The organism is Bradyrhizobium yuanmingense (assembly GCF_900094575.1).
Taxonomy (GTDB): domain Bacteria; phylum Pseudomonadota; class Alphaproteobacteria; order Rhizobiales; family Xanthobacteraceae; genus Bradyrhizobium; species Bradyrhizobium yuanmingense.
In genome coordinates, this window is sequence record NZ_FMAE01000006.1 from 131252 (window position 1) to 154057 (window position 22806).

The 22806-nt window shown below is 66.4% G+C and carries 21 protein-coding genes; 16 read left to right on the top strand and 5 right to left on the bottom strand.

Annotated features, from left to right (window positions below):
• Positions 1-80 precede the first annotated feature (80 nt).
• The 6 genes from pgsA (at position 81) to GA0061099_RS21975 (ending at position 4183) form a co-directional block, all read left to right on the top strand.
• Positions 81-698: a CDP-diacylglycerol--glycerol-3-phosphate 3-phosphatidyltransferase gene (gene pgsA / locus GA0061099_RS21950; RefSeq protein WP_036009286.1), complete on the top strand. Its 618-nt coding sequence runs from the start codon at positions 81-83 to the stop codon at positions 696-698.
• Positions 695-946: a molybdopterin converting factor subunit 1 gene (moaD, locus tag GA0061099_RS21955; RefSeq protein ID WP_036009285.1), complete on the top strand. Its 252-nt coding sequence runs from the start codon at positions 695-697 to the stop codon at positions 944-946. Before pgsA ends, moaD begins: the two co-directional genes overlap by 4 nt.
• Positions 947-950: 4 nt before the next feature.
• A complete protein-coding gene (locus GA0061099_RS21960; protein ID WP_036027112.1) occupies positions 951-1418 on the top strand; it encodes a molybdenum cofactor biosynthesis protein MoaE in 468 nt (155 codons plus the stop codon).
• Positions 1418-2377, top strand: coding sequence for a 50S ribosomal protein L3 N(5)-glutamine methyltransferase (prmB, locus tag GA0061099_RS21965; RefSeq protein ID WP_036027110.1), 960 nt, complete (start codon positions 1418-1420; stop codon positions 2375-2377). Before GA0061099_RS21960 ends, prmB begins: the two co-directional genes overlap by 1 nt.
• 91 nt (positions 2378-2468) lie before the next feature.
• A complete protein-coding gene (locus GA0061099_RS21970) occupies positions 2469-3053 on the top strand; it encodes a phage holin family protein (protein ID WP_036027108.1) in 585 nt (194 codons plus the stop codon).
• The gene (locus tag GA0061099_RS21975; RefSeq protein WP_036027106.1) at positions 3053-4183 is read left to right on the top strand and encodes a YihY/virulence factor BrkB family protein; all 1131 of its coding nucleotides are present in this window, start codon (positions 3053-3055) and stop codon (positions 4181-4183) included. Before GA0061099_RS21970 ends, GA0061099_RS21975 begins: the two co-directional genes overlap by 1 nt.
• A gap of 48 nt (positions 4184-4231) precedes the next feature.
• On the opposite strand, the gene GA0061099_RS21980 is transcribed toward GA0061099_RS21975, so the two are convergent.
• Positions 4232-5071 carry a class I SAM-dependent methyltransferase gene (locus tag GA0061099_RS21980; protein WP_036027105.1) on the bottom strand — a complete coding sequence of 280 codons (840 nt, stop codon included), beginning with the start codon at positions 5069-5071 and terminating at the stop codon, positions 4232-4234.
• Between the two features lie 295 nt (positions 5072-5366).
• Between GA0061099_RS21980 and GA0061099_RS21985 the strand changes: the two genes are divergently transcribed.
• Both GA0061099_RS21985 and GA0061099_RS21990 read left to right on the top strand, forming a co-directional pair.
• Complete coding sequence (locus GA0061099_RS21985; protein WP_036027102.1) at positions 5367-6845, top strand: EAL domain-containing protein; 1479 nt, start codon at positions 5367-5369, stop codon at positions 6843-6845.
• Positions 6846-6860: 15 nt separating this feature from the next.
• Positions 6861-7715 carry a TIGR01459 family HAD-type hydrolase gene (locus GA0061099_RS21990; RefSeq protein ID WP_036009268.1) on the top strand — a complete coding sequence of 285 codons (855 nt, stop codon included), beginning with the start codon at positions 6861-6863 and terminating at the stop codon, positions 7713-7715.
• A 225-nt stretch (positions 7716-7940) separates the two neighbouring features.
• Here GA0061099_RS21990 and GA0061099_RS21995 read toward each other — a convergent pair whose 3' ends face one another.
• Positions 7941-8336, bottom strand: coding sequence for a response regulator (locus GA0061099_RS21995; RefSeq protein WP_008567674.1), 396 nt, complete (start codon positions 8334-8336; stop codon positions 7941-7943).
• A gap of 230 nt (positions 8337-8566) precedes the next feature.
• Here GA0061099_RS21995 and GA0061099_RS22000 point away from each other — a divergent pair, with 230 nt between their 5' ends.
• The 7 genes from GA0061099_RS22000 (at position 8567) to arfB (ending at position 17578) form a co-directional block, all read left to right on the top strand.
• On the top strand, positions 8567-9538 hold the full coding sequence (locus GA0061099_RS22000) for a bifunctional riboflavin kinase/FAD synthetase (protein WP_036027101.1): 972 nt from the start codon (positions 8567-8569) through the stop codon (positions 9536-9538).
• A gap of 202 nt (positions 9539-9740) precedes the next feature.
• Positions 9741-12749 (top strand): isoleucine--tRNA ligase, encoded by a 3009-nt coding sequence (gene ileS, locus GA0061099_RS22005; RefSeq protein WP_036027099.1) that lies wholly within the window; start codon positions 9741-9743, stop codon positions 12747-12749.
• 10 nt (positions 12750-12759) lie between these two features.
• Positions 12760-13254 carry a signal peptidase II gene (gene lspA, locus GA0061099_RS22010; protein WP_036027098.1) on the top strand — a complete coding sequence of 165 codons (495 nt, stop codon included), beginning with the start codon at positions 12760-12762 and terminating at the stop codon, positions 13252-13254.
• 96 nt (positions 13255-13350) lie between these two features.
• A complete protein-coding gene (locus GA0061099_RS22015) occupies positions 13351-14079 on the top strand; it encodes a hypothetical protein (RefSeq protein ID WP_036027096.1) in 729 nt (242 codons plus the stop codon).
• 204 nt (positions 14080-14283) lie between these two features.
• A complete protein-coding gene (locus GA0061099_RS22020) occupies positions 14284-15678 on the top strand; it encodes a M16 family metallopeptidase (RefSeq protein ID WP_420886543.1) in 1395 nt (464 codons plus the stop codon).
• On the top strand, positions 15675-17042 hold the full coding sequence (locus GA0061099_RS22025; RefSeq protein WP_036027095.1) for a M16 family metallopeptidase: 1368 nt from the start codon (positions 15675-15677) through the stop codon (positions 17040-17042). Before GA0061099_RS22020 ends, GA0061099_RS22025 begins: the two co-directional genes overlap by 4 nt.
• A gap of 119 nt (positions 17043-17161) precedes the next feature.
• On the top strand, positions 17162-17578 hold the full coding sequence (gene arfB / locus GA0061099_RS22030; RefSeq protein ID WP_027575820.1) for an alternative ribosome rescue aminoacyl-tRNA hydrolase ArfB: 417 nt from the start codon (positions 17162-17164) through the stop codon (positions 17576-17578).
• 56 nt (positions 17579-17634) lie between these two features.
• Here arfB and GA0061099_RS22035 read toward each other — a convergent pair whose 3' ends face one another.
• Positions 17635-17943: a hypothetical protein gene (locus GA0061099_RS22035; protein ID WP_036027161.1), complete on the bottom strand. Its 309-nt coding sequence runs from the start codon at positions 17941-17943 to the stop codon at positions 17635-17637.
• A 317-nt stretch (positions 17944-18260) separates the two neighbouring features.
• Here GA0061099_RS22035 and mutL point away from each other — a divergent pair, with 317 nt between their 5' ends.
• Positions 18261-20075: a DNA mismatch repair endonuclease MutL gene (gene mutL / locus GA0061099_RS22040; protein WP_074448042.1), complete on the top strand. Its 1815-nt coding sequence runs from the start codon at positions 18261-18263 to the stop codon at positions 20073-20075.
• 82 nt (positions 20076-20157) lie between these two features.
• On the opposite strand, the gene rsmD is transcribed toward mutL, so the two are convergent.
• Entirely contained in the window at positions 20158-20715 is a 558-nt protein-coding gene (gene rsmD / locus GA0061099_RS22045; protein ID WP_036027091.1) for a 16S rRNA (guanine(966)-N(2))-methyltransferase RsmD, read from the bottom strand.
• A gap of 2 nt (positions 20716-20717) precedes the next feature.
• Positions 20718-22733, bottom strand: coding sequence for a pseudouridine synthase (locus GA0061099_RS22050; protein WP_036027090.1), 2016 nt, complete (start codon positions 22731-22733; stop codon positions 20718-20720).
• Positions 22734-22806: the final 73 nt, after the last annotated feature.

Consider the following 22806-nt stretch of genomic DNA (forward strand, 5'->3'; position numbering starts at 1 on the left):
GTCATATGATCGTCGTGTCCGCACCTCATTTGGGGCGCGGGACGGTTGACGTTCAGGCAGCAGCGGTATTGGTAGGACGGATGAACATCGCCACCACACGAGGGACGACCAGCCGCGCGATGTCCCTCCCCAACATCCTGACCTATGGCCGGATCGCCGCGATCCCGGTCGTGGTCGGATGCATCTATGCGCAGTCGATTCTGGATCAGCCGCTCTGGCTGCGCTGGCTCGCGGTCGCCCTTTTCATCGCCGCAGGGGTGACGGATTACCTCGACGGCTACTACGCGCGGATCTGGAATCAGCAATCGGCTTTCGGCCGCATGCTCGATCCGATCGCCGACAAGCTGCTGGTCGCCTCCTGCCTGTTGATGCTGGCCGCGGACGGCATCATTCACGGCTGGTCGCTATGGGCCGCCATCGTGATCCTGTGCCGCGAGATCCTGGTCTCGGGCCTGCGCGAATATCTGGCTGCGCTCCGTGTCAGCGTGCCCGTGACCAAGCTTGCGAAGTGGAAAACCACGGTCCAGCTGGTTGCGATCGGCTTCCTGATCGCCGGCCCAGCCGGCGATCAGGTGGTGCCGGTGGTCTCGATGATTGGGCTCGCACTGCTGTGGGCTTCGGCGATCCTCACCATGTACACCGGCTACGACTATTTCCGCGCCGGCATCCATCACCTCATCAAGGAGGACGAGGGATGAAGGTGAAGTATTTCGCCTGGGTGCGCGAGCGCGTCGGCAAGGCCGAAGAGACGATCGAGCCTCCCGCGAGCGTGCGCACCGTCGAGGAGCTGATCGCCTGGCTCTCCGGCCAAAGCGAAGCCTATGCGTACGCGTTCGAGAAGCCGAAGGTGATCCGCGCCGCGATCGACCGCGCTCACGTCAAGCAGGACGCCGCCATCGCAGGCGCCCGCGAGATCGCGTTCTTCCCGCCCATGACCGGCGGCTAGCCTCATGACCTGCCCCGTCACCATCCGTATCCAGGAAGACGATTTCGACATCGCGCGCGAGATCTCGGTCCTGACGAGCAGCCGGACCGATATCGGCGCTGTGGTGACATTTTCCGGCATCTGCCGCGCCGACGAGGACAGCGCCACGGTCGCCGCGCTGACGCTCGAACATTACCCCGGCATGGCGGAGGAAGAGATCAGGCGCCACGCCGACGAGGCCGTCTCGCGCTGGCCGCTCAACGGCATCACGGTGATCCACCGCGTCGGCCGCTTGATGCCGGGCCAGAACATCGTGCTGGTGGTGACCGCCTCGCAGCACCGACAGGCGGCGTTCCAGGCCGCCGAGTTCCTGATGGACTATCTCAAGACCAGCGCGCCGTTCTGGAAGAAGGAAGAGAGCGCCACCGGCACCGGCTGGGTCGAGGCCCATGCCCGTGACGACGAAGCCGCCGCACGCTGGACCAAATCCTGATGGCCAAGCCAACGAAAAAGACCGCGCGCGGCCGCGCCGCGCCTAACCTCGCGAAGGTGGGACCCGGCGAGCTTCTCACGCTGCTCGACTTCGTCCGCTATGCGGTGAGCCGCTTCGTCGAGGCCAAGCTTTCCTTTGCTCATGGCACGACCGATCCCGTCGCGGAAGCCGCGTTCCTGGTCTGCGAGGCGCTGCATCTCAATCCCGACCAGTTCGAGATCTTCGCCAACGCGCGCGTCAGCGCCGCGGAAGGCAAGACCCTCCTTGACCTCATCCATCAGCGCGTCACGACGCGCAAACCGGCCGCCTATCTCGTCAACAAGATCTACATGCGCGGCCTGCCCTTCTATGTCGACGAGCGCGTCATCGTTCCGCGCTCCTTCATCGGCGAGCTCCTGGAGTCGCATTTCGGCGCCCACGGCGAGGCCGGATCGCTGATCGACGACCCGACGGCGGTCGAGCGCGTGCTCGATCTCTGCACGGGCTCGGGATGCCTCGCGATCCTCGCCGCGCATCATTTCCCGAACGCCGCCATCGACGCCGTCGACATCTCCAAGGGCGCGCTCGAGGTCGCTGCGCGCAATGTCGGCGAATATGGGCTCGAGCACCGCATCAGCCTGTATCGCGGCGATCTGTTCGCCCCGCTCGGCGGCAACAGATACGACCTGATCATCACCAACCCGCCCTACGTCGACGCCGAGGGCATGGCGGCATTGCCGCCGGAGTGCCGGGCCGAGCCGAAGCTCGCCTTCGATGGTGGCGCCGACGGTCTCGACGTGGTGCGCCGGATCCTGCGCGATGCGCCCGACCACCTGACGGCGGATGGCGGGCTGATTTGCGAGATCGGCCGCGGCCGCGAGCTGGTCGACGAGGCCTTTCCGGAACTGCCGCTGCTCTGGCTGGACACCGAAGATTCCGAGGGCGAGGTGTTCTGGATCGCGGCCGCCGATCTCGGCTGATTCATCGCGGCCGATCACGCTCCGTCGGAACAAGTCAAATATCGCCACGTTCATCCCCCGATGAATTTTCTCGTCTTGGGAGGATGTCCGCATGCTCGCGCCATCGGGCGAATTGCTGCGCGCCGGGATGGCGCTCAAGCTCAATCACGTCAAACGCGCTGCTCAATCCTATCTGCGTGACCAGACCAGCCAGGCCACAGGCAAGGTGACATCCTACGCGGTGGCCGGCGGGCTGTTCGCGGTTGCCGGCCTGTTCGTTGTCGCGGCATTCTTCGTCGGCCTGATCGCCTTGTACCGTTGGGTCGGGATCACCTACGGGCAGTTCTGGGGATTTGGCGCCGTCGCCGCAGTGCTGCTGGTGCTGGCTGCGGTCTGTGCCGGGGTGGCCATGGCCCACATGAAACGCAAGGCCAAGCCGGTCGTGCCGCTCGCGAGCCGTCTGCGCGTGGCGATCGCCACGCCCCGGATCCCGCGTGGAACGGTCAAGGAGGCGGTGAAGGAGGTCGCAACGACGATTCCCCTCGCGCCGCTCGCACCGGGCGAGCGCGGTGGCATCAAGACCTGGCCGGCTCGCGCCAACCGTCCCGTGCAGCTCGGCCTGATGCTCGCGGCAGTCGGCCTGGTCGGGCTGACGGCCGCCCGGCGGCGACGCAACAGGCATAGTCTGGAGGCGTGATGTTGGCGCGGCGCCCCGAACAGATCGACTCCTGGCTGCTGGTGGCGGCAACGGCCGTGTTCGTGCTGACCGCGGAGCGCTACTTTCAGGATTCCGGCCTGGCGAGGCCCGGGCCTCCGCAACACCACCGCAAGGGCGAAGCGAATTCCCCGGAAACGCACCCGGCCGGTGCGGCGATGCAGCCGGGCCGCGGCCGCCGGGCGAAAAGCCCGTTCGAGATCCCCTGGGCTGGCTGGAAGGACATTTTCTGGCGGACCTATCAACGCATCGACGAGGATCGCCTGCTCGCGACGGCGGGCGGCGTCGTCTTCTTCGGGCTGCTCGCGCTCTTTCCCGCAGTCACCGCGCTCGTCTCCTCTTATGCCCTGTTCGCCGATCCCGCCACGATCAGCGCCAATCTGCACACGCTTGCGACCATGCTGCCGGAGGGCTCGTTCCAGATCGTCGAGGACCAGGTCGCGCGCGTGGTGTCGAACGGCAATGCGACGCTCGGCGTCACCTTCCTGGTCGGCCTGCTGCTTGCGATCTGGAGCGCCAATGCCGGCGTCAAGGCGATCTTCGACGCCCTCAACGTCGCCTATGAGGAACGCGAGAAGCGCAGCTTCATCCGGCTGAACATGGTCTCGCTGGCCTTCACCGTCGGCGGCATCGTGGCGCTGCTGTTGATGGTGGGAGCCGTCGTCGCCTTCCCGCTTGCGCTCAATCATCTCGGCATGGCGCCGGAAAGCAAGCTGATCGTGGCGCTGGCACGATGGCCGCTGCTGTTCATCATCCTGCTGGTCGCACTCGCCATCCTCTATCGCTTCGCGCCGAGCCGCGATGCGCCGCGCTGGCAATGGCTGAGCCTCGGCGCCGTGATTGCCGCGATTCTCTGGATCGCGGGCTCTGCCCTGCTGTCCTGGTATCTCTCGGAATTCGCCAATTACAACGCAACCTACGGCTCGCTGGGCGCGGCGATCGGCCTGATGACGTGGATGTGGATGTCGGCGATCGTCATCATGTTCGGCGCCGAGCTGAATTCGGAGATCGAGCGGCAGACGCTGCGCGATACCACCACCGGGCGGGCGAAGCCGCTCGGCACCCGGGACGCCGTCTCCGCCGACACCGTCGGCGCCACCGCGCCATTTTGATCGGTGGCGGTCGGGCCGAAGCTGGGCCCGACCGCATCCCAGGCGCGATCAGCGCTTGGTTATCACGGCTTCCAGATATTCGCTGTGCACCACGATCGTGCCGTCATCGGCGTGGTTGAACTCTTCGAGCAGCGTCAGGAGATCGCGCGTCAGCGCGGCCTGGCCGCTTGCGTCGAGCGCGGCAAACGCCTTCAGCGTGGGACCGTAGTAGGTCTTGAAGATGTCGAGCCAGTGGTCCGGCGAACGATAGCGGAACACGAACATGCGCGGCTCGGCGGCGATCTCCGCGGCCACGCCGCCGAACATCTCCTCGAGCCGTGCCGGTGTGCCCCACATGGCGGGCGATTTCACCCCGGCCGGCGGCGGCAAATGCTTGCCGATGGTCTTGAACAGCTGGCCGATAAAGCCTTGCGGCGTCCAGTTGGCGAGACCGATCTTGCCGCCGGATCTGCAGACCCGCGCGAGCTCGGAGGCCGCCCTGTCCTGATCCGGCGTGAACATCACGCCGAAAGTGGAGAGCACGACGTCGAATGCGGCATCCGCAAACGGCAGCGCCTCGGCATCCGCCTCGCGGAACTCGACGGCGAGGTGTTCGGCCATAGCGCGCTCGCGCCCGCGCTTGAGCAGCGCCGGCACGTAGTCGGTGGATGTGACGTCACACCAGCGCCGCGCCGCCGCCAGCGTCGCATTGCCGTTGCCGGCTGCGACGTCCAGCACCTTGCTGCCGGCGCGCAGGTCGATGGCCTCGCAGAGCTGTTCCCCGACGATCTGCAAGGTGGTGCCGACCACGGCATAATCGCCGGACGACCAGGCGCCGTGCTGGCGCTGCTTGACGGCGGCAAGATCAGGTTGGGGGGCGGCTGGCTTGAGCGCGGCGGATGTCGACATGGCAATCTCCTGCGGTTGAAAACGCCGGGACGATAGGGCGCATGCGGCGCGCTGGCCTTGAGGGCGGCATGATTTTCCGCTGAGAGCGTCTTGATTTCCGCACCTGAGCCGGCAGACGTGTGACGAAACGCTTTGGGCGCGCGGGCCTGAATAGGCTCCGACACAGTCCTATCCCCTCGAATCAACAATGATGTTAGGCTGATCGAAGCTTGGGGGAGCATGAGGCGTGACGAGGTCGAGCGACCCGTGTTTTCCCCGGGTGAGGCAGTCAGCTCTTAAAGGCATAACGCGCGGCATGATTCGCATTTCGACGATCTTCATCGCCATCTGCATGGTCCTGGTCGCGGCCTCGCTCGGGCTCGTGCTCTATTCGGTCGCCGGCATCAGCGGAACGGAATCGGCGATCGTGGCGCTGACCGCGCTGACCTTCCTGATCCTCTACAACGCGGTGTCGATGCGGCTGCGCGACCGCAGCGACGTCGGCGGCCAGATCGCCGATCTCTCGCGCGGCACCGCCGACCTCGCCCGCCAGGTGGCCGAGTTCGGCCGCCGGCTGGCTGCGGTCGAGAGCCGCATCGCCGCGTCCAATTCGACCAATTCCGACCGCATCCAGTCGGTCATCGGCGAGATTAACGAACTCGGCGGATTGGTTAGGCAGCTCGCCACCACAGTGGCGGCCCATGAGGATCTGCTCGCCGGTAACGCGCCGGCGCCGGCCCCCGCTCCAGTCGCAAGGCCCGAGCCGGAAACCCCGATCGATCTGGCGGCCCCGTTCGAGGAGAAGCCGCTCGCTCCTCCTCCGCTTCCGCAGCCCCCGCCACGACCGGCGCCGCCGCCGGTGCAGGTCCAGGCCGCCACCCCGGTTCAGACCGCCAATGGGCGCAACCAGACGCAGTTACTGGCGACGCTGCGCAATGCGGTCGACGAGAACCGCATCGATATCTTCCTGCAGCCGATGGTCACGCTGCCGCAGCGCAAGGTGCGGTTCTACGAGGCGGTGACGCGCCTGCGCGACGAGCGCGACCAGCTGATCGCCGCCGAAGAGTTCATCAGCATCGCGGAAGCCTCGGGCCTGATCGGGCGCATCGACAACATGGTGATGCTGCGATGCGTGCAGGTGCTGCGGCGCCTGATGGTGCGCAACAAGGACGTCGGCGTGTTCTGCAACGTCGCGGCGTCCACGCTGGGCAATTCCACCACCTTCGCGCAATGTCTCGATTTCCTGGAAGCCAACCGCGCGCTGGCGCCCTCGCTGGTGCTGGAGTTCAAGCAGTCGACCTTCCGCAATCTCGGCCCCGCCGAGACCGAGAACCTCGCGGCGCTCGCCCAGCGCGGCTTCCGTTTCTCGATCGACCATGTCACGGATTTGCGCATCGAACCGCGCGAGCTGGCCGATCGCGGGGTCCGCTTCATCAAGGTGCCTGCCGCGCTGCTGCTCGATCCCAAGCAGGCCTCCGCCTCCGACATCCACCCGTCCGACCTCTCCGACCTGCTCGGCCGCTTCGGCATCGATCTGATCGCCGAACGGATCGAAGGCGAGCGCGCCGTGGTCGACCTGCTCGACTATGACGTGCGGTTCGGCCAAGGGTTCCTGTTCGCGCCGCCCCGGCCATTGCGGCCGGAGGGGGCATCTGCTACCGGCGGGGCCTCGCCGAACCAGGCGCAGGACATTCAGGGATCCAATGGCTCCGCCACACCCAGCTCAGGCGCGACCTCTTCGGCGCCTCCGCCCCAACGCATCACCGGAAACGCAGCGCTCGCGCGCCGCATCTGATCGGCCGCGCACGTCATGACCGCGCTGCATTTTGCCGAAGGCCTGCGCGAGCTCGTGGGCGGCGTGGAGGTCGTGCTCAGCGATATCTGGGGCGTGGTCCATAACGGGCTGGAATCCTTCCCCGAAGCCTGCGAGGCGCTGCACACCTATCGCAGCCGCGGCGGTACGGTAATCCTGATCACCAACGCACCGCGCCCTGCCGACTCCGTGCAGCGGCAATTGCGCAAGCTCGGCGTCCCCGATGAGACCTATGACGCGATCGTATCTTCAGGCGACCTGACCCGGCTCTACGTCGCCGAGCATCCCGGCCGCAAGATGTTCTGGCTCGGCCCCGAGCGCGACAACTCGATCTATCGCGGCCTCGATGCGGTGACCGCGCCGCTGGAGCAAGCCGATTACATCGTCTGCACCGGCCTCTACGACGACGAGACCGAGACGGCGGAAGACTATCGCGGCATGATGCTGCAGGCGCGCGAGCGCAAGCTGACGCTGGTCTGCGCCAACCCCGACATCGTGGTGGAACGCGGCGACCGGCTGATCTATTGCGCCGGCGCCATCGCCGAGCTCTACCGTGAGCTCGGCGGCGAGGTGATCTTCTACGGCAAGCCGCACCGGCCGATCTACGAGCGCGCCATGGCGCTCGCCGGCGAACGCCAAGGCTACCAGATCGACCGGAAAAAGGTGCTGGCGATCGGCGATTCCGTCCGCACCGACTTAACCGGCGCCCGCGAATTCGGCATCGACTGCCTGTTCGTCACCCGCGGCATCCATGCCGAGGAGTTCGAGGGCCTCGACCAGCTCGACCCGAATTCGGTCATGGAGCTGTTCGGCCACCCGCCGAAGGCGCTGATGCGCGAATTGAAGTGGTGACGGCGGAGCGCGCGCAGCTGCAATGGACTTAGACCAAAGGGCAAGCCTCAGACGCCGTCATGGCCGGGCATAGCCGTCCGAAGGACGGCGTCGCTTGCGCTCGCCTATGACCCGGCCATCCACGTCTTCCTTTTTTTCTTTTTTTGCATCCAAGAACGTGGATGCCCGGGACAAGCCCGGGCATGACGTTCCAAATGGAAAATTGTTGTCCGGCGAAGAGCGCCCTTACGCGCTCGCCATGTCCGGGAAGACCGCCTCGATCTTGGTCTTCAGCGTCGCCGCGTTGAACGGCTTGACGATGTAGTTGTTCACGCCGGCCTTCTTGGCCGCGATCACGTTCTCGGTCTTGGATTCGGCCGTGATCATGATGAAGGGCGTGGTGGCGAGGTTCGGATCCGCGCGGACTTCGCGCAGGAGGTCGTAGCCCGTCATCGGCTCCATGTTCCAGTCGGAGATCACGAGCCCGTACTTCTTGCCGCGCATCTTGTTCAGCGCTGCCGAACCGTCGCTGGCATCATCGATGTTCTCGAAGCCAAGCTGCTTCAGCAGATTCCGGATGATACGGATCATGGTGCTGTAGTCATCCACCACCAGAACCGGCATCGACAAATCAACCGCCATCTCGACTCCCCCAACGCAAACCCAGGAATATTACGATCGGACCTGCCAGGCCGGCGCCCGGCAGTTCCACGCCTCAAGGACTAGCACCAAGGCCTTAAACAGCGCGTTAACTGCGGTCAGCTCCGAAGGCTTGAAATCGTGTTCAATGTCTGCCCGCCCCGCCGCTTGACTTCGCGGTGCCGGTCGCGCCACGGTCCGGGCCGGTCCTGCCCGGTTCGAGAATTCCCCTGATGGCTCCGCCTTTTACCGTCATCCGCGATACAACGCCGGATTCCGCGATTCCGAGGGGCGCCGTGGTTGCCATGGGCAATTTCGACGGCGTGCATCTCGGCCATCGCGCCGTCATCGCGGCTGCCCTGGAGATGGGCAGGGCGCATGGCCGGCCTGCGCTGGCCTTGACCTTCGAGCCGCATCCGCGACGGTTCTTCAGCCCCAACACCCCGCAATTCCGCCTGACGGACGAGCGGGCCAAGCTGCGGCTTCTGGCCGGTACCGGGCTTGCCGGCGCCGTGGTCATGACCTTCGACAAGGCCCGTGCCGGAACCAGCGCGCAAGATTTCATTCACCATGACCTGATCGGGCGTCTCGGCGTCAGCGGCATCGCGGTCGGCTACGACTTCCATTTCGGCAAGGGTCGCGTCGGCTCCCCGAGCCTCCTGGTCAACGAGGCGCCCCGGCTCGGCATCGAAGTCGACGTCCAGCCGCATGTCGATATCGACGAGCGGCCGGTCTCCTCCAGCGCGATCCGGATCGCCCTCGCCGAGGGCCAGCTCGACGAGGCCACGACCATGCTGGGCGCGCCCTGGTTCATCACCGGCGAGGTCATCCACGGCGAAAAGCGCGGACGCGACCTCGGCTATCCCACCGCCAACATCCGCCTGGACGCCAATTGCGGCCTCAAGCACGGCATCTACGCGGTCCGGGTCGGCCGCGGCACCGAGCGGCTGGACGGGGTGGCCAGCTTCGGCCGCCGCCCGACCTTCGACAATGGCGCCCCGCTGCTCGAAATCTTCCTGTTCGACTTCAAGGGCGACCTCTACGGGCAGGCGCTCGACTGCGCCTTCATCGGCTTCATCCGCGATGAGCTGAAATTCGATGGTCTAGAGGCCCTGATTCACCAGATGGACGACGATTCCGCCCGCGCCCGCGCCATGCTCGCCGCCGCCCCGGACGCGTTTCCGCGCCTGGGCGTGATCGATTGAGAGGCGAAACCGGGCCCCCGGACCTTTGCGCTTCCTCCGCCCCCCTGCTATGGAGAGCCCATGTTTGCGCGGCGCATCATAGGGATTAGCGGCCCGGCTTCCGCCTGAGCCTGAAGGCTCGGCGCAAGACCGGGATTTCGTCGTTTCACCCGCGATTCCGCATCGCCATCCGTTCCCGCGCCCTTCCGAGCCAGTCAGCCTCATGTCCGAAAAGCCGCAAAAGTCCCAAAAGTCTGAAGCCAAGGACTATTCGAAGACCCTGTTCCTGCCGCAGACCGAATTCCCGATGCGCGCCGGGCTGCCGCAGCGCGAGCCGGAGATCCTCAAGCGCTGGTACGAGATCGGCCTCTACGAGAAGCTGCGCCAGAGTGCGAAGGGCCGCGCCAAGTTCGTGTTGCATGACGGCCCGCCCTACGCCAACGGCAACATCCATATCGGCACGGCGCTGAACAAGATCCTGAAGGACCTCGTCACCAAGAGCCAGCAGATGCTCGGCTTCGATTCCAACTACGTGCCGGGCTGGGACTGCCATGGCCTGCCGATCGAGTGGAAGGTCGAGGAGGAGCATTATCGCAAGAAGGGCAAGCAGAAGCCCGACTTCCGCGACAGCGCCGCGATGATTGATTTCCGTCGGGAGTGCCGCGCCTATGCCACGCACTGGCTCGGCGTGCAGCGCGAGGAGTTCAAGCGCCTCGGCGTGATCGGCGATTGGGACCATCCCTACGCCACCATGAGCTATCCGGCCGAAGCCCAGATCGCGCGCGAGCTGATGAAGTTTGCCGCAAACGGCACGCTCTATCGCGGCTCCAAGCCGGTGATGTGGAGCGTGGTTGAGAAGACCGCGCTGGCCGAAGCCGAGGTGGAGTACGAGGACCACACGTCCGATACGGTCTGGGTGAAATTCCCGGTGACCTCGCCCGCGCACGGTGCGCTCGCCTCGGCGAGCGTCGTGATCTGGACCACCACGCCCTGGACGCTGCCGGGCAATCGCGCCATCTCGTTCTCGCCGAAGATCGCTTATGGCCTCTACAAGGTGACGGACGCCCCCGCCGACAATTGGGCCAGGAACGGCGATCTCCTCATCCTCGCCGATGCGCTCGCGCAAGACGTCTTCAAGCAGGCGCGCGTGACGGCTTATGAGAAGGTCCGCGACGTCCCCGGCGACACCATGGACGCGATCGAGTGTGCCCATCCGCTCAAGGGCGTCGGCGGTGGCTACGACTTCATCGTGCCGCTGCTGCCTGGCGACCATGTCACCGACGACACCGGCACCGGCTTCGTGCACACGGCGCCCGGCCATGGCCGCGAGGACTTCGATGTCTGGATGGCGGAGGCGCGCGATCTCGACGCGCGCGGCATCAACACCGCCATCCCCTATACCGTCGACGAGAATGGCGCCTACACCGATCATGCGCCGGGCTTTGCCGGCAAGCGCGTCATCACCGACAAGGGCGAGAAGGGCGATGCCAACGAGGCCGTGATCAAGGCGCTCGTCGAGAAAGGCATGCTGCTCGCCCGCGGCCGGCTGAAGCATCAATATCCGCACTCCTGGCGCTCCAAGAAGCCGGTAATCTTCCGCAACACACCGCAATGGTTCATTGCGATGGACAAGGACATCGCGGTGGGCGGCAAGACGAAGAGCGGCGACACGCTGCGCGCCCGCGCGCTGCAGGCGATCTCGGTGACGCAATGGGTGCCGCCGTCCGGCGAGAACCGCATCAACGGCATGATCGAGGCACGCCCCGACTGGGTGATCTCGCGCCAGCGCGCCTGGGGGGTGCCGATCGCCGTGTTCGTGCGCGAGAAGGGCGACGGCTCCGCCGAGATCCTCCAGGACGAGGCCGTCAATGCGCGCATCGGTGAAGCCTTCGAGAAGGAAGGCGCCGACGCCTGGTACGCGACCGGCGCGCGCGAGCGCTTCCTCGGGCCCCGCGCGAACGAGGACTGGCAGAAGGTCGACGACATTCTCGACGTTTGGTTCGATTCCGGCTCGACCCACGCTTTCGTGCTCGAAGATCCCGTGCAGTTTCCCGGGCTCGCCGGCATCAAGCGCAAGGTCGACGGCGGCGCCGACACGGTGATGTATCTGGAAGGCTCGGACCAGCATCGCGGCTGGTTCCACTCCTCGCTGCTGGAAAGCTGCGGCACGCGTGGCCGCGCGCCTTACGACATCGTGCTGACCCACGGCTTCACCCAGGCCGAGGACGGCCGCAAGATGTCGAAGTCGCTCGGCAACACCATCGAGCCGCAGGCCGTCATCAAGGAATCTGGCGCCGACATCTTAAGGCTCTGGGTCGCGTCGAGCGACTATACCGACGACCAGCGCATCGGCCCCGAGATCCTGAAGAACACCGTCGAGACTTATCGCAAGCTGCGCAACACCGTGCGCTGGATGCTGGGGACGCTGCATCATTACAGGCCGGCCGATGCAATCGCGCCGGCCGAGATGCCCGAGCTCGAGCGCTTGATGCTGCACGAGCTCTCAGGTCGCGCCGCCGCGATCGGCAAGGCCTACCGGGAGTTCGACTACAAGACCGTGGTCGCGATCCTGTCGGCCTTCCTGAACAGCGAGCTCTCCGCCTTCTACTTCGACATCCGCAAGGATACGCTGTATTGCGATCCGCCCTCGTCGCTGACGCGCAAGGCGGCGCTGACGACCATCGACCTGTTGTGCGCTTCGATCCTGAAATGGCTGGCCCCGATCCTCAGCTTCACTGCGGAGGAGGCGTGGCGCATGTACCGGCCCGACGCCGAACCGTCCGTGCACCTGACGCTGTTCCCGACCGATCTCGAAGCCTTGCGCGACGACAAGCTCGCCGCGAAATGGGAGACGATCCGCAACGTGCGTCGCGTCGTCACCGGCGCACTCGAGCTGGAACGCGCCGCCAAGAACATCGGCTCCTCGCTCGAGGCATCGCCGGTAATCTATGTCGCCGATCGCGGCATGCTGGCAACCTTGTTCGACATCGATCTGGCTGAAGTCTGCATCACCTCGAACTACGAGGTGCGGGAGGGCGAGGCGCCGGCCTCGGCGTTCCGCCTCGATGCCGTCCCCGGCGTCGCGGTCGTCGTGGAGAGGGCGATCGGCACCAAATGCGCCCGCTCCTGGAAGATCTCGCCGATGGTCGGCGAAGACGCCGAATACCCCGACGTCACCCCGCGCGATGCCAAGGCACTGCGCGAGTGGAAGGCGCTGGGGGTGAGCGTCTGATCGGTCGGCCATGACCCCGCTCCGTGCCGGCATCCTCGCGGCCATGGTCACGCTCGTGGCCGACCAGGCCTCGAAGCTCTGGCTGTTGAACGTGTTCGACCTCGCCCGTCGCGGCGCGGTGCGGGTGACGCCGTTCTTCGACCTGGTGCTGGCCTGGAATATCGGCATCAGCTTCGGCTGGCTCCAGAACGACAGCCAGGCCGCGCAGCTCGCGCTGATGGCCGTCAAAGTGATCGCGGTGGTTGCGCTGGCGATCTGGATGGCCCGCTCGCACACCATGCTCGCGACCGTCGCGCTCGGCCTGATCATCGGCGGCGCCATCGGCAACGGCATCGACCGCTTGGCCTATGGCGCGGTGGTGGATTTCGCCCTGTTCCACATCGAGATCGCCGGAAATACCTATAATTGGTATGTGTTTAACCTCGCGGACGTGGCCATCGTTGCTGGGGTGGCAGCGCTATTGTATGATTCCTTCCTGGGGGTACCCGCCGCAAAAGCGCCCTGATCCCGGCCGATACGGACCGGCAGCTGGAACCCGGCTTTTGCAAGGGTCAAGCCGCGTGTGGGCGGCAATCTGCTACAATATGAAACAGGTACGGTGATGCGCAGCTCGAAGACCAGCGGTTCGATGGTTCGGGGCTCCCAATCGGGGGGCTGGCGGGCACTGAAATTGGCCGCCGTCGCGCTCGGCATCGGCCTCGTCATGTCGATCGGTGGCGCCCGTGCTGCCGACGATGACGACGACGACGACATGACCTTCGAAGAGAAGCTCATCGACAACCTGATGACCGGCCTTGGCGCCCGGAGCATGGAAAAACCCGGCATCGAATACCGCGAGCGTTCGCCGCTGGTCGTGCCGCCCAAGCTCGACCTGCCGCCGCCTGCCGCCGCCGAAGCCGCGGCTGCGCCGAACTGGCCGAAGGACCCCGACGAGAAGCGCCGCAAGGAGGCCATCGCCCAGCGGAAGAAGTCCGGTAACAAGGCAACGGAGTACTGGAAGAACGCCCAGCCGCTGTCGCCCGCCGAGTTGAACGCCCATAGGACGGCCGCCGCCGACAGGACGAGCAATGACCCGGTCCAGCCGGGCACCAACGTGGCCAATCCGACGATGAGCCCTGCCGAACTCGGATATACCGGAGGGCTGTGGAAACTCTTCAAAGGGAACGGGCCCGAGTCCAAGCAGTTTACGTCGGAACCGCCACGCCAATCGCTGGTGGAGCCGCCGCCGGGATATCAGACGCCGTCGCCGAACTACGCCTACGGCGCCGGCCCGGATAATTCGAAGCGGACCTATTTCGACGTCCGATCCGGCAAGGAGAAGGAACAATAGCGTTCCTGTCCTGTCGCGACATTCTGACCCACGCGAAGCGAGGGTCGGCGGTGCATGTCCGCCCACCTCGTTCAAAATTGCTTATCAGTAACTTGCCTAATCGTTGAGTTCTCTGCTTCGTGACGCGAAGCCTCAGCCGCACGGTGTAGCCTGCCGTGCCCTCCGAGCCGGAGATCCGGGCTCGGCACCTCACAACCAGGGATCATGATGTCCTCTTACCGATCGGCTGCCTGCCTCCTTGCCGCGCTGCTTTCGACGAGCGTCCTTTCGGCCAGCGCCGCCCTTGCCCAGACCACGGTGACATCGGCTCCGCCCGCCAGCTTCACGCTCGCCAACGGCATGCAGGTCGTGGTGATCCCGGACCGCCGCACCCCCGTTGTCACCGAGATGATCTGGTACAAAGTCGGCTCGGCCGATGAGACGCCCGGCAAGTCCGGCCTCGCGCACTTCCTCGAGCACCTGATGTTCAAGGGCACCGCGAAGCATCCGGCAGGCGAATTCTCCCAGACCGTGCTGCGTGTCGGCGGCAACGAGAACGCTTCGACCTCGGTCGACTACACCAACTACTATCAGCGCGTGCCGAAAGAGCAGCTGCCGACCATGATGGAGTTCGAGGCCGACCGCATGACGGGCCTCGTCCTCAAGGACGAGAACGTGCTGCCCGAGCGCGACGTCGTGCTCGAAGAGTACAACATGCGCGTCGCCAACAATCCGGATGCGCGGTTGAACGAGCAGATCATGGCCGCGCTCTATCTCAACCATCCCTACGGGCGGCCGGTGATCGGCTGGCATCAGGAGATCGAGAAGCTCGATCGCGAGGATGCGCTCGCCTTCTATCGTCGCTTCTACGCGCCGAACAACGCGATCCTGGTGATCGCCGGCGACGTCGACGCCGCCGAAGTCCGCCCGCTGGTCGAGCGCAATTTCGGCTCGATCCCCGCACAGCCCGCGATCCCGGCGCGGCGCGTTCGTCCGCAGGAGCCGGAGCCCGCCGCCCCGCGCACCGTCACGCTGGCCGACCCGCGCGTCGAGCAGCCGAACATGCGGCGCTATTATCTCGTGCCCTCGGCGACCACGGCCGCGGCCGGCGAGAGCGCGGCCCTCGACGTGCTGGCGCAGCTGATCGGCAGCGGCAGCAATTCCTATCTCTACCGTGCCCTCGTGGTCGACAAGCCGCTCGCGGTCTCCGCCAGCGCCAGCTATTCGAGCATCTCGCTCGACCCGACCCAGTTCGCGATCTCGGCTGCACCGAAACCCGGCGTCAGTTTTTCGGAGGTCGAGCAGGCGGTCGACGGGGTCCTCGCCAACGTCGCGCAGAACCCGATCCGCGCCGAGGATCTGGAGCGGGTCAAAACCCAGCTCATTGCCGAAGCGATCTACGCCCAGGACAACCAGGCTGTGCTGGCGCGCTGGTACGGCGGCGCGCTGACCACCGGCCTGTCGATCGAGGACATCAGGAGCTGGCCCGATCGCATCCGCGCCGTCACCGCCGAGCAGGTTCGCGCCGTTGCGCAGAAATGGCTCGAGAAGAAGCGCTCGGTGACGGGCTACCTGATCAAGGACACTGCAACCGCCAAGCGCGAGGAGAAGCGCTCGTGACCTATTCCTTCGTTCGCCGCATTGCATTCTCCGTTGCCGCCGGCGCGGTCCTCGCATTCTCTGCGGTCTCGCCGTCGCAGGCCGCCGCAAAGATCCAGCACCTGATCTCGCCGGGCGGCATCGAAGCCTGGTTCGTGCAGGACGCAACCGTGCCGCTGATTGCCATGGAATATTCCTTCGCCGGGGGCTCGGCGGAGGACCCCAAGGACAAGCCGGGCGTTGCCAATCTGGTCGGCTCTCTCCTCGACGAAGGCTCAGGCGATCTCGATTCCAAGACGTTCCATGAACGGCTCGACCGCCGCGCCATCGAGCTGTCCTTCAACGCCACCCGCGACACCCTCCGGGGCAGCCTTCGCATGCTGCGCGACAACAAGGACGAGGCCTTCGACCTGCTCAGGATGGCGCTGACCTTGCCGCATTTCGACACGGCCGACGTCGAACGCATCCGCTCGCAGGTCATCTCGGGCCTGCGCCGCGAGACCACCAATCCGACCTCGCTGGCGAGCCGCAAGTTTCTGGAGCTCGCGTTCGGCGATCACCCCTACAGCCGGCAGAGCAACGGCAACCTCGACAGCGTGCCGACCATCACAATTGCCGACCTGAGGAATTATGTCGGCCGTGTCCTCGCCAGGGATGGCCTCAAGATTGCGGTCGTCGGCGACGTCGATCCGGCTACGCTCGGAAAGCTGCTCGACCACACCTTCGGCAGCCTGCCCGCCAAAGCCAATCTGACGCCAGTCCCCGACGTCGAGGCTGCAAAGCCGCCGCAACGCGCCTTCGTGACCCTCGACGTGCCGCAGACGGTGATCACCTTCGGCGGACCCGGCGTGAAGCGGAGTGATCCGAGCTTCATGGCGGCCTACGTCGTCAACCACATCCTCGGCGGCGGCGGCCTATCGTCCCGGCTCTATCGCGAGGTGCGCGAGAAGCGCGGACTGGCCTATTCGGTGTACGAGTCGCTGCTCTGGATGCAGCACTCGGCGATTTTCATCGGCAATACCGGCACCCGCGCCGACCGCGCCGGCGACACCATCGAGGCCATCGAACAGGAGGTGCGCCGCATCGCCGAGGAGGGCCCGACGCAGAAGGAGCTCGATGAGGCCAAGTCCTATCTCAAGGGCTCGCAGATGCTGGCGCTCGACACCTCGTCCAAGCTGGCACAGGCGCTGCTGCAATATCAGCAAGACAAGCTGCCGATCGACTATATCGAGAAGCGCAACGCCATCGTCGACGCCGTGACGCTGGACGATGCCAAGGCGGCCGCCAAGCGGCTCTGGGGCCAGGGGCTGCTGACCGTCGTCGTCGGCCGGGCCCCGCAGGCCGCCGTGCAACCGGCGGCTGCACCGGCGACGAAGTCGAACTGATCTCTTTTCTCGACGTTTCCTGAATGGCCGGGGCCATCCCGGCCATTTGCGTTTCACGGCAGCGCCATTGCTGACGACGGATGTCCGCGGTATGTCCTGACATCACGAATGGTGCCAGCATGCTGCGGATATCCCGCGATCTCGTCATCGACGAGGACGACATCGAGATCGGCTTTGTCCGCGCCTCCGGCCCGGGCGGGCAGAACGTCAACAAGGTCGCGACCTCCGCGCAGCTGCGCTTCGACACGCGCAAGCTGACCTTGCCCGAGGACGCGGCGCTGCGCCTTGCCCGCATTGCCGGCCAGCGCATGACCAAGGACGGCGTGATCGTGATCCACGCTCAGCGCTTTCGCACTCAGGAGCGCAACCGTCAGGATGCCATCGACCGTCTCGTCGAGATCCTCAAGGAGGCCATGGTCCGGCCGACGCCTCGCCGTGCGACGCGGCCGACCTTCGCCTCCAAGCAGCGCCGGCTCGAGGGCAAGAAACGCCGCAGCGACATCAAGGCCGGCCGCGGCCGGAGCTTCGACGATTGATGCGAAAAACCTCCGGTCGCGCGAGCGACCGGAGATTTGCCGTTCGCGAGCTGGCGTCAGTAGCGCTTGCCGGCCGCAGCACCGCCGGTCGCCGCATCGTCTGCGGTGCCCTTGCGCGTCGCGCTGCCGGTGGTCCCGACGGACCCCTTCGTGCCTTTGCCCGACTTCATGCCGACCTTCTCGCCGGCTGCGCCCTGCTGTGCACCGAGATCCTCATCCTCGCTGCCTGACGCGCCTCCTTGCATGGGCTTGCTTTGTACGGTGCCGCCAGGCCTCGTCCCAGACGAGGTGCCTTGGGCGAGAACGGGCGTTGCAACGAGGGCCGCGAGAGCGCAAGCGATCGCAGAGGTCTTCACCAACTTCATCCATTTCTCCTGGAATGTCGCGATGAACCGTTCGGCTGCCTTCTGCACCGTTCGCCTGCACCGGACCGGTTCATCGCGAAGAGAGTTCGAACGGCGCGGTGTGATGCAAGCCGCGTCGTGTGGTGATCGTTTAGGGTTTTCGCGGCGCTTTCGCGGAATTGTGCTCCTCATATGCGGCGGCGCGGAACATGCCAAGCATTCCCGACGGACGACGCGCGCCGAAAATGTCCCCCATTTCGGGTGTGGGAAGCTCGACCTGACCCATGCATTTGTCGCTGCGCGGCATTAGACTTGAGAATATTCGCCGAGTGAGCCTCATGCCCGTCCGCCAGCTGCCAGAACAGGTCGTCAACCGCATCGCCGCCGGCGAGGTGGTCGAACGTCCGGCGAGCGTGGTCAAGGAGCTGGTCGAGAACGCTATCGATGCCGGCGCGAGCCGCATCGACGTCTTCACCGACGGCGGCGGGCGGCGGCGAATCGGCATCACCGACGACGGCAGCGGCATGATCGCAAAAGACCTTGCGCTCGCCGTCGAGCGCCATGCCACCTCCAAGCTCGACGACGAGGACCTGCTGCAGATCCGCACCCTCGGGTTTCGCGGCGAGGCCCTGCCCTCAATCGGCTCGGTGGCGCGCCTCTCCATCACCACGCGGCACGCCAGCGAGCCGCACGCCTGGGCGTTGTCGGTCGAGGGCGGCGAGAAGTCCGGGATCATGCCGGCGGCGCTGGCGCATGGCACGCGCGTCGAGGTTGGCGACCTCTTCTACGCGACGCCGGCGCGGCTCAAGTTTCTGAAAACTGACCGGACCGAAGCGGAAGCCATCCGCGAAGTGGTACGGCGCCTCGCGATGGCGCGGCCCGACATCGCCTTCACGCTCGCCGGCGAGGAGCGCGCACCGGTGACCTGGACCGCGGCGCTGCCCGGCGCGGCCGGACGGCTGACTCGGCTTGGCGACATCCTCGGCGCCGAGTTCCGCAGCCACGCCATCGAGGTCCATGCCGAGCGCGAGGGCGTCGTGGTCGCCGGCTATGCTGCGGCTCCCGCGCTGACCAAGGCCAACGCACTCGGCCAATATCTCTTCGTCAACGGCCGGCCGGTGCGCGACAAGCTCATTCTCGGCGCCGTGCGCGCGGCCTATTCCGACTATCTGCCGCGCGACCGCCATCCGGTGCTTGCGCTGTTCGTCACGCTCGATCCGCGCGAGGTCGATGCCAATGTGCATCCGGCCAAGACCGAGGTGCGCTTCCGCAATGCCGGCCTCGTCCGCGCGCTGATCGTGCATGGCTTGAAGGAAGCGCTGGCGCGCGAGGGCCGCCGCACCGCCGCCAATAGCGGCGAGAGCGCGCTGTCCTCGTTCCGCCCAGCCTTCACGCCGCCACGTCCGGCAAGCTGGGACTGGCGCGCCTCGCCAGCCGCCCCGGTGGCGCCGATGCCGTCGTTCGAAGGCGCCGCCGCGCCCGCCTTCGCCGAGCGTGCGCAGGCTGCCTTCGACGTCGGCGCGCCCAGCGCGGACGTTCGGATCGAGACGCAGCCGGTAGCTGATCTCGTCGACCGCCCGCTCGGCGCGGCGCGCACGCAGATCCACGAGACCTACATCGTCTCGCAGACCCGCGACGGCCTGATCATCGTCGACCAGCACGCCGCGCATGAGCGCATCGTCTACGAGCGGCTGAAGGCCTCGCTCGCCGCCAACGGCGTGCAGCGGCAGATCCTGCTGATCCCCGAGATCGTCGAGATGGATGAGGCCACTGTGGAGCGCCTGCTGGAGCGCAGCGAGGAGCTGGCATCGTTCGGCCTTGCCATCGAATCCTTCGGCCCCGGCGCGGTCGCGGTGCGCGAGACGCCGTCGCTGCTCGGCAAGACCAATGCCGGCGGCCTGTTGCGCGATCTTTCCGAGCACATGGCCGAATGGGACGAGGCGCTGCCGCTCGAACGCCGCCTGATGCACGTCGCCGCCACCATGGCCTGCCACGGCTCGGTGCGCGCCGGCCGCCGGCTGCGGCCGGAGGAGATGAACGCGCTGCTCCGCGAGATGGAGGACACGCCGAACTCCGGCCAGTGCAATCACGGCCGGCCGACCTATGTCGAGCTGAAGCTGAGCGACGTGGAGAAGCTGTTCGGGCGGCGGTGACGGTGCCGTAGGGTGGATTAGCCGAAGGCGTAATCCACCTCTTCAGCTTCCGCCGTGAGAGACAGTGGCGGATTGCGCTTTGCTAATCCGCCCTACGCAAGAACACAAACTCCGTGTCGTCATAGGCCCGCCGCTCCAGCTCCTCAAAACCTTGTGGCGTCACGAACTGCGCGGCCCTCGCCTCTTCCACCACCAGCAGCGCGCCCGGGGTGAGCCAGCCGCCGTCGCGCAAGGACGCCAGCGCCTTTTCCGCAAATCCTTTGCCATAGGGCGGATCGAGGAACACCAGCGAGAACGGCTCGACGGGATGCGCGGGGCCGAGATCGGTCGCATCGCGGCGATAGACTTTTGTCACCCCGCCGAGGCCGAGCGATTCCACATTGTTGCGCAGCAGCGCCCGCGCCTCCGCGCCGTTGTCCACGAACAGCGTGAACTTGGCGCCGCGTGATGAAGCTTCTATGCCGAGTGCGCCGGTGCCGGCGAAGAGATCGAGCACGCGCGCGTCCTGGATCGGATCGTCATAGGCGTGAACGAGGATGTTGAACACGGACTCGCGCAACCGGTCCGCCGTCGGGCGGATGTCACGCGAAGACGGTGAGGCGAGATTGCGCCCCTTCAAACGACCGCCGACGACGCGCAACTTCAATCCTCCCGCGGCGTCAGGTCACGCTTGCCGTGATAGCCGCGCTTGGGACGGCGCGGCGGGCCGTAGCCGCTCGCCTCCATCTCGTTGCGCTCGCGCGCCTCCTCGCTGCCGGTGCGCTGCACCAGCACGCGGCGGCCCTTGCGGTCGTTGATGACGGCGCGCTTGCTGGCGGGCTTCTTCTCGCTGGTCGCGTCGTCGCCACGCGAAGATGACTTCGAGGGCGCGTCGAACTGCGCGCCCGACTTCTCGATCACCTTGTCGCCGAGCTGCTCGCGCAGCACGCGCGCGCGGATCTCCTCGACCTGGCCTTCCGGAATCTCGCCGAGCTGGAACGGTCCGTAGGAGACGCGGATCAGCCGGTTCACCTCGAGGCCGAGATGGGCGCAGACATTGCGCACCTCGCGGTTCTTGCCCTCGCGGATCGCGAACACCAGCCAGACATTGGCGCCCTGGTCGCGCTCCAGCGTAGCCTCGATCGGACCATATTTGACGCCCTCGACCTCGATGCCGTTCTTGAGCTCGTCGAGCTGCGCCTGGGTGACGTCGCCATGGGCGCGGACGCGGTAGCGGCGCAGCCAGCCGGTGTCCGGCAGCTCGAGCGTGCGCGCGAGGCCGCCATCGTTCGTGAGCAGCAAGAGCCCTTCGGTGTTGAAGTCGAGCCGGCCGACGCTGATCAGGCGCGGCAGCCCTTCGGGCAGATTGTCGAACACGGTCGGACGGCCCTCGGGGTCGTCATGCGTCGTCATCAGCCCGCGCGGCTTGTGGTAGAGGAAAAGCCGCGTGCGCTCGCGCTCCGGCAACGGCTTGCCGTCGACCATGACGACGTCGTTCTTGGTGACGTCGAGCGCCGGCGAGTTGATCACGCGGCCATTCACGGTGACGCGGCCCTGCGTGACCATCTCCTCGGCATCGCGGCGCGAGGCAAGCCCGGCGCGAGCCAGCACCTTGGCGATGCGCTCGCCGGCCTTCTTCGGCTTCGGCGCCTCGTCGCGGCGCGGCCGGCCCTCGAAATCACGATCGCGCTCGCGATAGGCGCCGCGGCCGCCGAAGGCGGGACGCTTCTCGAAGATCCTGCTGTCGTCCTCGTTGTCGCGGCGCGGACGATCGCGGAAGCGGCCCTCGCTGCGCGGATGCTCCTGCCAGTCCATGCGGCCTTCGGGGCGCTGGCGTGGGCGATCGAACTTCGGACGGTCACCGCGTTCGCTGTCGCGGTCACGGGGCCGATCGAATTTCGGCCGCTCGCGAAACGGGCGGTCACCGGATGCGCGGTCGTCGCGCGAACGAGAGAAACGCGGACGGTCCTCGCCACGGCCACCCTCCCGCCGATCGTCGCGCTGACGCCAGGGCTTTTCATCGCCGCGATCGCGACCGCCGAAATCCTTGTCGAAGCTCTTGCGTGGGCGATCACCGCGCGGTGCGCGATCACCGCGATCGAAATTCGGGCGGTCGCCGCGCGGCTTGAAGCTGCGTTCGCCACGGTCCTCGCGCAGTCCGCGATCCCCACGGTCGCGTTGGCGATCCCCACGGTCGCGTCCGCGATCCGGCCCGCCTCGCGAAAACTTCCGTTCGCCGTCGAACTTGCGCTCTGGACGGTCGCCGCGCGGCGCGTAGGGCTTCTTGTCGCCGAACTTCCTGTCGCTGGAGCGGCCGGCCGAGCGGGCATCGTCGCGATCCCTGCGCGGCGGACGATCGTCGCGGCCAAATGTCGGGCGATCGCCGCGCGGCTTGAAGCTGCGCTCACCGCGGCCTTCACTGCCGCGGTCGTCGCGCTTGAAGCGGGGACGGTTACTGAAATCGCGGCGCGGTGCGTCGCCCTCCTCGCGGCGGCGGAATGGACGGCTGTCGCGGTCGCCACGCGGCGGGCGGCTGTCGCGCGCGCCCTTACCCCCACCCTTGCCCTCGAAGCTGCGCTTGGCGAATTTCTTCTCTGGCCCGCGCGGCTTGCCGCTACGGCCCTTGGCCGGCCCTCGCCGGCCGCGGGAATCGTTGTCTTTGTCGCTGTCGCGAGGCATGACTAATCTCACTTAAGGGGTGGCGCGAGCATTGTGCGCGCTCGTTCCGAGCCGCATGCTCAGGCAAAATCGG